General features: G+C 63.9%; 13 protein-coding genes. 8 read left to right on the top strand and 5 right to left on the bottom strand.

Annotated elements, in window-relative coordinates; genetic code table 11:
* Positions 1-138: 138 nt before the first annotated feature.
* Positions 139-711, bottom strand: coding sequence for an AprI/Inh family metalloprotease inhibitor (locus BLP76_RS19090; protein WP_200170555.1), 573 nt, complete (start codon positions 709-711; stop codon positions 139-141).
* 97 nt (positions 712-808) lie between these two features.
* Between BLP76_RS19090 and BLP76_RS11375 the strand changes: the two genes are divergently transcribed.
* From BLP76_RS11375 to msrB, 3 genes are all read left to right on the top strand, one after another.
* Entirely contained in the window at positions 809-1,747 is a 939-nt protein-coding gene (locus tag BLP76_RS11375) for a 1-acyl-sn-glycerol-3-phosphate acyltransferase (protein ID WP_420867620.1), read from the top strand.
* On the top strand, positions 1,744-2,124 hold the full coding sequence (locus BLP76_RS11370) for a rhodanese-like domain-containing protein (RefSeq protein WP_092812866.1): 381 nt from the start codon (positions 1,744-1,746) through the stop codon (positions 2,122-2,124). The genes BLP76_RS11375 and BLP76_RS11370 overlap by 4 nt, the downstream gene beginning before the upstream one ends.
* A 95-nt stretch (positions 2,125-2,219) precedes the next feature.
* Entirely contained in the window at positions 2,220-2,738 is a 519-nt protein-coding gene (gene msrB / locus BLP76_RS11365) for a peptide-methionine (R)-S-oxide reductase MsrB (protein ID WP_092812863.1), read from the top strand.
* 61 nt (positions 2,739-2,799) lie between these two features.
* Here the strand turns inward: msrB and BLP76_RS11360 are convergent, their stop codons facing one another.
* Positions 2,800-3,189, bottom strand: a complete 390-nt coding sequence (locus BLP76_RS11360) for a VOC family protein (RefSeq protein WP_092812860.1) — start codon at positions 3,187-3,189, stop codon at positions 2,800-2,802.
* A gap of 1,615 nt (positions 3,190-4,804) precedes the next feature.
* Between BLP76_RS11360 and BLP76_RS18605 the strand changes: the two genes are divergently transcribed.
* Positions 4,805-6,172 (top strand): hypothetical protein, encoded by a 1,368-nt coding sequence (locus BLP76_RS18605; RefSeq protein WP_139163737.1) that lies wholly within the window; start codon positions 4,805-4,807, stop codon positions 6,170-6,172.
* 115 nt (positions 6,173-6,287) lie between these two features.
* Here BLP76_RS18605 and BLP76_RS11350 read toward each other — a convergent pair whose 3' ends face one another.
* A complete protein-coding gene (locus tag BLP76_RS11350) occupies positions 6,288-7,064 on the bottom strand; it encodes a succinate dehydrogenase iron-sulfur subunit (protein WP_092812852.1) in 777 nt (258 codons plus the stop codon).
* Between the two features lie 177 nt (positions 7,065-7,241).
* Here BLP76_RS11350 and BLP76_RS11345 point away from each other — a divergent pair, with 177 nt between their 5' ends.
* The 3 genes from BLP76_RS11345 to BLP76_RS11335 all read left to right on the top strand — a co-directional run bounded on the left by BLP76_RS11345 (position 7,242) and on the right by BLP76_RS11335 (position 11,607).
* A complete protein-coding gene (locus BLP76_RS11345; protein WP_244514556.1) occupies positions 7,242-8,915 on the top strand; it encodes a thiamine pyrophosphate-binding protein in 1,674 nt (557 codons plus the stop codon).
* Positions 8,916-8,939: 24 nt separating this feature from the next.
* Entirely contained in the window at positions 8,940-9,818 is an 879-nt protein-coding gene (locus BLP76_RS11340; RefSeq protein ID WP_092812846.1) for an MBL fold metallo-hydrolase, read from the top strand.
* A 199-nt stretch (positions 9,819-10,017) separates the two neighbouring features.
* On the top strand, positions 10,018-11,607 hold the full coding sequence (locus tag BLP76_RS11335) for an OpgD/OpgG family glucan biosynthesis protein (protein ID WP_092812843.1): 1,590 nt from the start codon (positions 10,018-10,020) through the stop codon (positions 11,605-11,607).
* A 39-nt stretch (positions 11,608-11,646) separates the two neighbouring features.
* Here the strand turns inward: BLP76_RS11335 and BLP76_RS11330 are convergent, their stop codons facing one another.
* On the bottom strand, positions 11,647-11,916 hold the full coding sequence (locus BLP76_RS11330) for a DUF1127 domain-containing protein (RefSeq protein WP_092812840.1): 270 nt from the start codon (positions 11,914-11,916) through the stop codon (positions 11,647-11,649).
* On the opposite strand from BLP76_RS11330, the gene BLP76_RS11325 reads away from it, so the two are divergent.
* Positions 11,917-12,825, top strand: a complete 909-nt coding sequence (locus BLP76_RS11325) for a LysR substrate-binding domain-containing protein (protein WP_092812837.1) — start codon at positions 11,917-11,919, stop codon at positions 12,823-12,825.
* A 166-nt stretch (positions 12,826-12,991) separates the two neighbouring features.
* Here the strand turns inward: BLP76_RS11325 and BLP76_RS11320 are convergent.
* On the bottom strand, positions 12,992-13,225 hold a 234-nt coding region (locus BLP76_RS11320; protein WP_171904395.1), incomplete at its 5' end, for a transposase.

Below are 13,225 nucleotides of genomic sequence, written 5' to 3'. Positions count from 1 at the left end.
CGGCAAAACCGACACGAAGAACTCGGCGTCATCGAAGTGTGACAAAGCCAATAAAGGGCGGCAATCTATTGAAATCGCTACTAAACCAATTGATGAGTGCTGGCGCATTTGTGCAACAGCACTTGCACAATAAGCAGGCTAACGGGCGACTGAAATTGCGGCACCTGCCTCTGTTTGACCATTGAACTGGGTCTTGGAGGTCGAATAGAGGCGAGCGACAGTGCTGCTGCCCTGGTCAAGCAGCGTGACCTGATTGCCGGAGAGGTTCCAGGCGGAGACGTTCTGAAGCGCCGGCGATGTGCAGCCACGCGTCGAGGCCCGATAGCCGCCCGACCAGCTGGTCAAAGACATGAAGAGCTGACAGCTGTCACCGCCGGAGGACACAGTCCAGCCGCCGAGAAGATCGGCGCGACCGATAGCGGCGCCGCCCGAAGGCGGAGGCGTGGCCGTCGCCGTCTGCACGCCGCCGTCGGAGCCCGGACGCAGATCCGGCGGTTCGCCCATCATCGGATCGTTAGCGGCGTTCGCCCCGCCCGGAGGCGGCAGCTCGCTCTGCGAAACGGTTCCGACCGGCGCTGCCGCGAGCGGCCGTGGCGGCGGCGGAGGAGAATAACGATTGCTGCTTTGGCCACCGAAATAAGCGGACTGGCAGGCGGCGAGGGAGGCTGCAAGCGCGGAGGTTGCGGCGATCGCGCGCCAGGAATGCGACATGACGAGACTCTCGTGTGATGGTGCAACACCTGGCGAGCCTTTTGGCGGGAGAGCCTGAGACTCGACTTGACCCGACTTCTGGCACGTCCTAGGCGGTTTGTCACGAAGGGCGGCGCAGATGGCGATGGCTGAACTAGGCTGGATGCAAAGGGCGCGCCAGCGGGCGCTGAGAACGGCGGTCCGTCAAAGGCGTGGTCATATCGTCGATCAGCTCATCGCCGAACGCGGCATTGGACTGGTCGCCAATCCTCTCTGGCCGCTTTATCGGCCACTTCTTTATAAGATCCTCCATTACAGCGAAGCGGTCGAGATGGCCGATACGTTGGGGCCGCTGCCGGGTACGGCGGGGATGCGCTATATCAGCGAGCTTCTGTCCCTCAACCTGGAGATCTCCGGCATCTCGCGCATTCCGCGTGAGGGCGGCTTTATTATTGCGGCGAACCACCCGACAGGCATTGCCGACGGGGTCGCGGTCTACGATGCCGTGCGCCAGGTGCGCGGCGATATCTCCATTTTCACCAACCGTGACGCCGTGCGCGTGAACGAACGTCTGGTGGAGCATCTCATCCCGGTGGAATGGCGCGAAGAGCATCGCAGCCTGACGAAGACGCGTGAGACACTGCGGCTCTCCTCCAAGGCTTTCGCCGAGGAGCGTGCCATCGTGGTCTTTCCGGCGGGCCGCATCGCCTATTGGCAGGGGGGCCGGCTGAACGAGCGACCCTGGCAGGTTTCCGCCGTGTCGCTGGCCCAAAAGCACAAGGTTCCGGTCCTGCCCTGCCGGGTCACGGCTCGCAATTCCTGGCTGTTCTATCTCTTCGGCAATCAGGGGCTGACGGAGCTCAGGGACATGACCGTGTTCCACGAGCTGCTCAACAAGCGCGGCAAGACCTTCAAGATCAATTTCGGGCCGCTCATCCCGCACACGGCGCTGCAGGGGAGCGCCGCCAAGCTGACGGAACAGCTGCAGACCTATTGCGTCGAGAGCCTAGCCAAGGATCCCGACCTCCCCTTCACTGCGAAGGACGACAACACATGAGCAAGACAGAAGATATCAACGGCGTGCCTTTTGAGACCATGACGCCGCAGGAAGTGCGCAAGGCGCTCGATGCGCACGAGATTGTTCTGATAGACGTGCGCACCCCGGCGGAATTTGCCTTCGAGCGCATTCCCGGCGCTTTGCTCGCGCCGATGTCGGAACTCGATGCCGACAATCTGCCGACCCAGACGGACAAGCCCGTGGTCTTCCATTGCGGCTCTGGCAAGCGCTCGGAGCTCGTCAGCCGCAAGGCGATCGAGGCGGGTTTCACAAAGGCGGCCCATCTTGAAGGCGGCCTCGCCGCCTGGAAACAGGCAGGCCTTCCGCTCATCACCACAGACTTCGCCACCGGTCAGCCAAAGCGGGTGGGAAGCTGAGCCGGCCATCACCGCTCCTCACGAGCCGGTGAAGCCTCTTTCCCTCCTCCTCCACGGCACCCATTTTAGGTTGGGTCCATTCAAGGAGGAGCCCTATGCTCTCACGACGCAGTCTGTTTGCCGGAAGCGCGGCCGTGGCCGCGCTGACAGGGCTCGGAGTTTTCTTGCCGCACCGGGCGGGTGCCGAATCCACCGGCGACTTTCCGGTGACGCTGAGCCGGGACGAATGGAAGAAGAAGCTCACCGACGGGCAGTTTTCGGTGCTGCGCGACGAAGGGACCGAGCGCGCCTTCACCTCGCCCCTCAATGACGAACATCGCCAGGGTGTCTTCCACTGCGCCGGCTGCGACAACGCCGTCTACAGTTCGAAGGCCAAGTTCGATTCCGGCACCGGCTGGCCGAGCTTCTATGAGGCGATAGCGCCCGCCGCCGTCGCGACCTCGCGCGACTTCAAGCTCATCTATCCGCGCACCGAAGTGCATTGCGCCAATTGCGGCGGGCATCTCGGTCACATCTTCAACGATGGACCCAAGCCGACCGGCAAACGTCACTGCATCAACGGTGTCGCGCTCGTCTTCAAGCCGGCCGGCGGCGGCGAGCCGGTTCTGGGCTGACGGCCGGACGCGGGGCGGAAAGAGCCTTGGATACCGCCGCCACCGGCGTCCCGCTCAACGCTCATTCGGGCCGGTGACAGACGGCCTCGATATTGTTGCCGTCGGGGTCGAGGACAAAGGCGCCGTAGTAATTCGGATGATAGTGTGGCCGCAGCCCCGGCGCGCCATTGTCACGACCGCCGGCTCTGAGGGCTGCGTTGTAAAAGGCGTCGACCGCAGCCCTGTCGGGCGCGGCAAAGGCGACATGAACCCCCGAGACTTTGCCGTCCGGCATGGATTGGACCCAGAAGCAGGGTTTTCCGTTGGCGCCGAAGCCTGCGCCTTCGTATCCGCCCGTTTCCTCCTTGCCGACAGCCATGATCACCTGCATGCCCAGCGGCGCCAAAGCTCTTTCATAGAAGAGCCGGGAGGCTGTGTAATCCCTTGCGGCGATGCCGAGATGGTCGATCATTGCGGGCGCTTTCTTTCATAAGCTGTGTCTTCGCGAGGAGGCGCTCTGCAGAGCGGCGTCAGCGGCGCAGGAACGTCGCGATCGCCTCTCTGGGACACGTCTCTGTACGGGGCTCATCCGCCTTTTGGCGCAGAAAGCGAATCAATTCGCGCGGTTTTGCAGGCTTTCACGCTGAAAAATCGCCGCCGACGCCTCTCTTGGTCGTGCGGAACTGGCAAAATCGGCAGCCTCGATAGCAGGTATGGCGCGACCGCTTTTCGCCTGATCCGTGCTCCCGCGACCGACCACAACTTGTTCGCGGCGGAACCGACTCCTCTGTAGGCAGGTCTATGATGACTCTGCCCCACGGCGTTCAAATTGGTTAATACTTCCATTATTACTAGCGTTAATTATTCATTAAGAAATATTCGCTGACATGATCGAGAGTCAGTAGAGTGCGAAACCTGTCTGGAGGATTCTTGACAGGTTAGACTCGCCGGTGTCAGTGGATTGAAAAGCCACGTTTCCAGGCGTGCTTTCGAAGGGAAACTTGAATGCCCGCACCGTTTGTCCTTGTGCATGCACCGCTGAGCGCCGCGTATCGCTGCGCAGCGGCACAAGCGCGCGGACAGAACGGGGAGAAGGCGCGCTCAGCCGCGTTTCCAGCAGCGCGCAGGACCCGCGGCTCCGACTCAATTCGCCGCCGCGACCGTTTCGAGCAGAACCCCTTCTGGAGAAAAGGCGTGAATCGTTGTAGAATCCCTCTTGCAATCGACGAACTTGGCCGAATTGGGCCAGATTTCGTTCGGCTGCACTCCTGTTGCGTTTCTTCGACATGATGACGATCGCGATAAGGCAGGGTCTCTCGATGGAGGACATGGTCGCCAAACGGCTGCAGGAGCCGATGCGGGAGATCGCGGATCTCTTTCGTCGGAACTTGGCAAGCCGTCTCGATCGGGAGGACGGCTCGGCCGCTCGCCCGGATGGCACTGTCGCATCCCATCCGGCGCCCCCCCGATTGTCAGCCTCCGGCCCGGCAGCGGCCGCGCCCACGGCACGCGACATTCAAACCCCCGACATTTCGCGCGGCGATCGTCGCGCCGACGAACAGCAGGCGAGTTGGCTTCGGCCGCGCATGACGCGCCCCGCTCCCGCAGCATCTTCGCATCACAATCAAGTTTCGGCCGCGCGCCCGGCCCGTCAATCGCAGGCGCCCACCCCAAGGTCGGCCTACGGGGGCAATCCCCCCTTTCGCCCGTCCGCGAACCGCTCAGCCTCTCAGCCTATCAACACGAGGAACATGATGCCCGCCACCCAACCGGTGAATGGCGCGCGCGGCCAGCCGGCCCGAGCGCCAAACAACGGTGGCAGTTGGCTCTTCCCACAGGCGCGGACTGCGCCTGCCCAGAGTCCCGCCGCCGCGGCGAAAGCCGCACCACCGGCTCGAGAACAAACCTCTCCGAGCTGGCTTTACCGTAAGCCCGCCGCGCCGCAGACAAACGGCACGGCGACCTCCGCTCCGCAGGCTGCGCCCGCCGAGGCCCCGTCGAGCTGGCTGTTCTTTAAGCCTGCCGCACAGTCGAACGGCAAAGCAAACGGCCACGCAAACGGCAAGGCGGCGCTCAAGGACACCGCGGTGTCGACCCATCAAGGCTGGTTCTATCGCAAGCCTGCGCCGCAGGAGAGCGAAGAGCCCGAGCAGTCGACCTCGGCCGAAGTGATGAGCTGGGTTTATCGTCTCGCCTCCGAAGCCAAGGAAAAAGGCAAAGCGGAAGCATCGTCGTTCGGCTCGCCCTTCGAGACGATCAGCAGCTGGTTCACCGGCGGCTCCAAGGCGAAGGAAGATGCAAAGCCCGAGCCGGAGAAGCCGCAGGCACCGGTGAGCTGGCTTTATCGAAATTCCGCGCCTCAGCAGCAGGCATCGAGCCAAAAGGCCGAACCCGCACGGCAGACGGGCGCCCCGCAGGCGAGCTGGCTCTACCGCAACGGCGCGCCCCAGAATGGCGCAGCACGCACGAACGATAAGGCCGAGGCTGCAAAACCCGCCCCGCAGGTGGTTCAGCGCAGCTGGCTCTTCCCGAACGGGCGCGGCCAGGCCGTCGAGGCCGAGCAGCAAGCGCAACCGCAGGCCGCCAATGCTACGCCGCAGAGAAGCTGGCTTTTCCGCAACGCTGCGGCTGAGAACGGCGCACAGAAACAGAACGGCGCGCAGCAGCCGGCCAAACAGCAGGCTCAGCCGGCTGTGACCGGCGGAAGCTGGCTGTTCCCCGGCACGCATCAGCGTGCCCCGGCTCAAACCAACGGCAAGGCTGCCCAACAGCAACCCGCCAAAGCGGCTGAAACTTCAGGTGCCGGCCAGACGAGCTGGCTCTTCCGCACGGCCGCGCAACCAAGTCGTGAGAGGGCGCCAGCCCGCACGGCGCAAAACGGCGGCAGCTGGCTCTTCCCGGGCACGCACCCGCGTGCACAGGCTGAGACGGCGCAACGGCCGGCCCAGCAGCAGGCCAATGGTCGCCAGGCCGCGCCCGCTCGTGCCACGAACGGTGTCGCGACGGCGGGATATCTCTACCGCTCGAACGCCGGCGCACCGATCCGTGCGACCCGCCAGGCACAGCCGCAGCAGGCAGCAAGCCGCGCAACGGTGATGGCCCGGACCAACGGCGCCGCACAGACGCGCGTGAACGGGTCGTCCTGGCTCTTCCCGAGTGTCCGTCCGGCAGAAAAGAAGCCCGCGGCGCACACGGCCCAGGCAACCGCACAGAATGGCGCGCGCGTCTATCGCACGGTGCCGAGCGTTCCGCGCCAGGCCGGCCGGCCGATCCAGGTGCGGCCGCAGCGGCCGATGCAGACGCCTGCCCAGGCTCCGATCGCGGCTCGTACGCCCGCTCGCAGCGAGGAAAGCTTCTACTACGCGATGGTGAAGTGGTTCCGCGCCCGCCTGCCGGAGCGCCAGTGGGCCGATGGCGGCACCTGGCTCTTCCCGCAGGGATCGCCGATCATCTAGATCGTCGCAAGACAACACGAAAAAGCCCCGCAGCTTCGCGCTGCGGGGCTTTTTTTGTCTCAGACATCGCCGCCTGACGCCGCGATGTCTGTCTTTCCTAGGAGGTCGGTGTCGCTCAGACGCGCCTTTCGACCATCATCTTCTTGATTTCGCCGATCGCCTTTGCCGGGTTCAGCCCCTTCGGGCAGACCTGCACGCAATTGAGGATCGTGTGGCAGCGGTAAAGCCGGAACGGATCCTCCAGCTGGTCGAGGCGCTCGCCGGTGCGCTCGTCACGCGAATCGACAATCCACCGATAGGCCTGCAGAAGCGCGGCCGGGCCGAGATACCGATCGCCGTTCCACCAATAGCTCGGGCACGACGTCGTGCAGCAGGCGCAGAGAATGCACTCGTAGAGCCCGTCCAGCTTCTCACGGTCTTCGTGGCTCTGCAGGTGCTCCTTTTCGGGCGTCGGCGACACCGTCTGCAGCCACGGCTCGATCAGCGCATGCTGCGCATAGAAATGCGTCAGATCCGGCACAAGATCCTTCACCACCGGCATATGCGGCAGAGGATAGATCTTCACGATACCGTTGATGTCGCCCCAGCCCGTCGTGCAGGCGAGTGTATTCGATCCGTCGATGTTCATGGCACAAGAGCCGCAAATGCCTTCCCGGCAGGAGCGGCGCAGCGTCAAAGTCGGGTCGACCTTGTTCTTGATCCACAACAGGGCATCGAGAACCATTGGTCCGCAATCGTCGGTATCGACATAATAGGTATCGAGACGCGGGTTGCGGCCGTCTTCGGGATCCCAGCGATAGATCTGGAACTCCTTGTGTTTGCTGCCCGCGGGCTTCGGCCAGACCTTGCCGCGGTGAACTGTCGAGTTTTTCGGAAGAGTCAGCTGAACCATAGATTTTCGCCGTGCGTAGAACCGCCATTCACATGGGCGGCAGGTGGACCCGGATCATCGGCTTACCGCATACTGAGTGCTGCAGAAAGCTTCGGCCGGCTTGCGCCAACCTCTTCTTGCGCGCATGAGGGCATCGATTGCAAGTGCGAGACGGGTGAGGGGTGAATGGAAAAGCGAGTGACCGAGACCGGATCGAAATCACGCACCGGCGGCGAGATCCTGATCGATCAATTGGTTGCGCAGGGCGTCAACTGTCTCACCTGCGTGCCGGGGGAGAGTTATCTCGCAGCCCTCGATGCGATGCACGACCGCGCCATCGATGTGCTCGTGTGCCGCAATGAAGGCGGCGCGGCGATGATGGCCGAAGCTTACGGCAAATTGACCGGCCGCCCCGGCGTCTGTTTCGTCACCCGCGGGCCCGGCGCCACCAATGCGAGCCACGGCATCCACATTGCCGAGCACGATTCCACGCCGATGATCCTCTTCATAGGGCAGGTTGAGCGCGGCATGCGCGAGCGCGGCGCCTTCCAGGAAGTGGATTACAAGGCGTTTTACGGCGGCCTCGCCAAATGGGTCGTCGAGGTGAACGAGGCGGAGCGTCTGCCGGAACTCGTCGCGCGCGCTTTTCGCACAGCCATGCAGGGACGTCCCGGCCCAGTGGTCGTCGTTCTGCCTGAGGACATGCTTGTCGACGAGGCGGTCGTCGCGGATGCGCCGCGCGTCGAAGCAACCGAGATCTGGCCAGGGGCCGACGATCTCGACGAGCTCGCCCGTCTTCTGCGCAACGCTCGGCGCCCGATTGCCATTCTCGGCGGTTCGCGTTGGAGCGAGACGGCCGTTGCGGACTTCGCGGCCTTTGCGGAACGCACCGGCCTTCCCGTCGCGACCTCTTTCCGTCGCGCGCATCTCTTCCCCTCAGATCACCCCAACTACGCCGGCGATCTCGGCATCGGGCCCAATCCCAAGCTTGCAGAACGCGTGCGGCAGGCCGACCTCATTCTCCTCGTCGGTGGGCGTTTCTCCGAAATGCCATCGTCCTCCTACACACTCGTGGACGTGCCCGTACCGGCCCAGAAATTCGTGCACGTGCATCCGGGGGCCGAGGAGCTAGGTCGGGTCTACCAGCCGACCCTTGCCATCCAGGCGACGCCTCAGGCCTTCGCAAAGGCGCTCGTGCGGGCCGGGCTCGATGTCGGCGCCCCCGCGCAGGAGGCGGGCGCCGCCCATCAGGACTTCCTCGACTGGTCGGGTGAGCCGCTCACCGTGCCGGGGCCGTTCCAGTACGCTGAGGCGATGACCTGGCTGCGCGACCGCGTGCCGCCCGAGACGATCATCTGCAACGGCGCCGGCAATTATGCCGGCTGGATCCACCGCTATTACCGTTTCCGCCGCTTTGCGACGCAGCTTGCGCCGGTGTCGGGCTCCATGGGCTATGGCGTACCGGCCGCGGTCCTTGCCAAGCGCCTTTATCCGGAGCGCATCGTCGTCGCTTTCGCGGGCGATGGATGTTTCCTGATGAACGGCCAGGAGTTTTCGACGGCCGTGCAGCACGATATTCCGATCATCGTGATCGTCGTCGATAACAGCATGTATGGCACGATCCGGATGCATCAGGAATCGCGCTATCCCGACCGCATCTCCGCAACCAGGCTCTCCAATCCCGATTTTGCCGCCTATGCCCGCGCCTTCGGTGGCCATGGTGAGACGGTGGCGACGACGGAGGAATTCGCGCCGGCCTTCGAGCGGGCGCTCGCCTCCGGCAAGCCGGCGATCCTGCACTGCTTCATCGATCCGGAAGCCATCACGCCAGCGCGCACCTTGAGCGAGCTGCGTGGCAGCAAAGCCGGCTGAGGACGCGAAGGAGGAAGGAGCCGGGTGGCGAAGAGCGAGCTTCCATTCGACCTGACGCTGGAGGGCGCCCCCGGCGAATGCGTCCGCCTGTCAGAGCGCGTGCGCCGGGTGCTCGCGCCCAATCCGAGCCCCTTCACCTTTCGCGGCACCTGCACCTATATCGTCGGCACCGGCGAGGTTGCGGTGATCGACCCGGGCCCCGCCGATCCGACCCATATCGAGGCCCTGCTGACCGCAGTCTCGGGCGAAAGCGTGCGTCATATCCTGCTGACGCACACGCACCGCGACCATTACCCGGCGGTCGCCCCCCTCGCCGAGGCGACCGGGGCGGTGGTTGCGGGCTGCCGCGGCACAGATGAGAGCGCATTCGCCTACGCGCCGGAGCGCGTGCTTGAGGACGGGGAAAGGGTCGAAGGGCCCGATTACACGCTGATGGCTCTCGCAACGCCCGGCCACGCCGCCAACCACCTCTGCTACGAGCTCGAGGAAGAGAAAGCGCTTTTCTCCGGTGACCACGTCATGGGCTGGTCGACATCGGTGGTGATCCCGCCGGACGGCAATATGGGCGACTATATGGCCTCCCTGAGACGCCTGCTCGATCGCGACCACGACATCTACTGGCCCGGTCACGGTGGCCCCGTTACGGAACCGAAACGGCTTGTGCGTGCCCTCCTCCAGCATCGGCGCCAACGCGAGAAGACGATCCTTGCTGCCCTCGGCGAGGACCCTCTGACCATCGATTCGATCGTCGAGCGGGTCTATCAGGGCATCGCCGAAAACCTGCGTGAGGCCGCAGCACAGTCGACGCTGGCCCATCTTTGCGATCTCGTCGCCCGCGGCGAAGCTTCAAGCCTCGGCCCACCGAGCCGCATGGCGTGCTATCGCCGCGCCAGCCCGCAGTGAGAGCTCGGTGAGTGGCACTCACCTGATCCATTTCAGCCCGACCAGGGCGACGATCTGCCACCCGAGACTGTGTGCCGAGTGACGTTTTCTACCACAGGCTGACGTTCGCATCGCTTCTGAAAGAAAACCTGCCGATTCGTCACCTTTCTGCCGCAGACCAATCTTAGCCGGCACGGAACGACACCCGCCTGGACGACACATGATGAAGATTTCACGCCGCGCTGCGCTCGCCGGAGGGGGAGCGCTCGCCCTCAGCCCATTTGCGAGCCGGAGCTTCGCAGCGCCCAATGTCGAGACCGACGGTATCCTTTACGGGCCGACGCAGCCCTTCTCGTTCGATCTTCTGAAGGAGACGGCAAAGACGCTCGCAGAGGCGCCTTGGGAGCCGCCCGCTTCCAACATGGCGGAGATCCTCGATAAGATCGATTACGACGCCTATTTCCAAATCAGCTATCGCAAGGACCGCACCTTGCATCTCGGCGGGGACGGCGGAGCGCCGATCCAGCTTTTTCATCTCGGTCGCTATCAGAAAGACCCTGTGACGATCGCCGTGGTCAAAGACGGCAAGGCGCACGAGGTTCTTTACCGCCAGAGCTATTTCGACATGCCGGCGGGCCATATCGCCCGCAGCCTGCCCCAGAGCATCGGCTTTGCCGGTTTCCGGGTGATGGCCGAAGACTTGAAATGGGACTGGCTGTCCTTCCTCGGCGCCTCTTATTTTCGTTCTCCCGGAAGTGGCAAGCAATACGGTCTGTCGGCCCGTGGCATCGCCATCGATACCGGGCTCGCGACGGGCGAGGAATTTCCGCGTTTCAGCCGATTTTTCCTTGAGGGCGTGCCGGGCGATCCCGACCGGCTCACCGTTTACGCGCTGCTTGAGGGTCCGAGCCTGACCGGAGCCTACCGCTTCGATTGCACCCGAGAGGCGCGCGTCGTCATGGAGACGGAAGCGGTCCTCTTCCCACGCCAGGAGGTCACGCGGCTTGGCATCGCCCCGTTGACCTCGATGTTCTGGTACTCGCAGAAAGACCGGCAGCACGCGAAAGACTGGCGGCCCGAAATCCACGATTCCGACGGGCTCGCCATGTGGACGGGCAATGGCGAACGCATCTGGCGCCCGCTCAACAATCCGCCCTCCGTGATGACCAACAGCTTCAGCGATGAGAACCCGAAGGGATTCGGGCTCCTTCAGCGCGATCGACACTTCGACCATTACCAGGACGACGGCGTCTTCTATCACCGGCGCCCTTCCCTCTGGGTCGAACCGATCGAAGGATGGGGCAAAGGCGCGGTGCAGCTCGTCGAAATCCCGACGGACGACGAGATTTACGACAACATCGTCGCCTATTGGACCCCCGAGGAGAAGGTCGAGGCCGGCAAGACACTCGATCTCAAATATCGCCTGCACTGGGGATTCGACGAGCCTTACGCGACAAAGGCCGGGCGGGTCGTCGACACTTTTATCGGTGCCGGCGGCGTTCCGGGCCAGCCGCGTCCAAAGGACGTCTATCAATTCGTCATCGACTTCGCCGGGGGCGATCTCGGCCGCTTCACGCGCGAAGACGGCGTGAGCGCCATGGTTAATGTTTCACGTGGCACATTGGGGCGGTGCAGCGCCTATCCGGTCGTGGACAGCAACGGGCTCTTCCGTGCGGCCTTCGAGGTGCACGTCACCGGAAAAGACCCGGTCGATCTGCGGCTCTTCCTCAAGAAGGACGGTGAGGCGCTAACCGAGACCTGGATCTCGCAGTTCTTCCCAGCCAGCATGGATCTCGCCGACAGCCGTTGAGGTCTCCCCCCAAGCTGGGCTGACGCAGGCCTCAACCGCTCAGGACTGCCACCACCATTTTAGGCATTCGGATTTTCGTTCCGGATCCGAAATTGCAATGTCGGCAAGTTGCCAGGCCTCCAACTCTGACAGCTGTTGGCGCTGGCGCGACCGCGCCACCCAAAGGCTTAACCACGGCAGGAACTGCCTTGGCGCATCGGCCTTAAAGTGCGTTTTTCGAACGAGCGCCTTCTCCATACCGCGATAGAAGGCGCTTGAAGCGCGGATGAAAAGCGATATTATCGAGCGGCCATTGTTCGATATTCTCACATGACTAGACGCCTTCCTTCCCTCAACGCGTTGCGGGCCTTTGAAGCCGCCGGTCGCCACGGCCGGATGTCTCTCGCCGCTGAAGAGCTGAACGTCACCCACAGCGCGGTCTCCCGTCAGGTGCAGCAGCTTGAAGAGATTCTGGGCGTTTCGCTCTTTGAAGGGCCGAAGAACGCCATCCGCCTGACGGAGGAAGGGCGGGCGCTCCTGCCCGGCCTGACAGCCGGGTTCGATCAGCTGCAGGCGGCGGTTGCGCGCGTCGCCACCAGGCGATCCTCACTCATCGATCTCGCCTGCAGCGGTACGCTCGCCATGCGCTGGCTCATCCCGCGTCTCCACGTCTTCAAGGAGCGGCACCCGGAGATCGAGGTGCGTCTGACGGCCTGCGACCACGACGAGGAATTCGCGCGCATCGATTTCGACCTTGCACTCCGCGTCGGCACCGGTCCCTGGCCCCCGGCCCTCCTGACCCGCCCGCTCTTTGCAGAAAGGACGGGACCCGTCCTCTCCCCGTCGATCGCGCGCCTCATCCCGCAAGACATCGCCGGCCTTCCGATCCTGCACACCCGCACACGGCCCGGCGCCTGGGCACAATGGGCAGGGGCGAGCGGCGAGAGAAATCCCGCAAGTGATCTCGATGCGGCCCCGGCGGCGACCGTCTATCAGCGCTTCTACTATCTCCTCGAAGCGGCGACGGCCGGCCTTGGAGTGGCGATCGGGCCCTGGCCGCTCGTGGCAGACGACATCGCGGCGGGCCGGCTCGTTGCACCTTTCGGCTTTTGCCCGAGTGGCAACGACTACATCGCGCTATGGCAACCGCGCGCGCCGGCCGCCCTCACGCTCCTTCTCGACTGGCTCTTCGAAGACGCGGGGCGTTTTGAGAAGACAGCGCCAGAGCAGCTTTCCTAAGGGCTGCTCGACCTCTTTCAGAGCTCTTCGCACAAAAAAGAGGGCGGCCGAAGCCGCCCCCAGACTGCTGACGAACCCCGTCATTTTTGGCGGGGTTTGTTTTTTGTGGTGATGCGGATCGCTGCTCGATTTTGTCTGTCTACGTCGAAGCGGATGCTGGGGGCCCTCATGCGGGGCTCGGAGCCGGCATCCGGCTGAGTGCGATGGCCATCTTCTTGATGTTCTGGGCGGCGGCGGCGAGCAGGCACTGGCTGGAGACGCGGCTCAGACTTCGGAACCGGGCGTAGCGGTGGCCATGGAGCTGCTTTGCATCGGCAAAGGAGCGTTCCACCGTCTCCTTGCGCCGCTTGTAGATCGCTTTGCCCCAGGGTGTCAGGCGATGGGCATCGGTCCTTTCGCG

This window comes from Afifella marina DSM 2698, assembly GCF_900102695.1.
Lineage (GTDB): Bacteria > Pseudomonadota > Alphaproteobacteria > Rhizobiales > Afifellaceae > Afifella > Afifella marina.
Note: the sequence above shows the minus strand (reverse complement) of the source record. Positions and strands in the feature narration are given on the sequence as shown.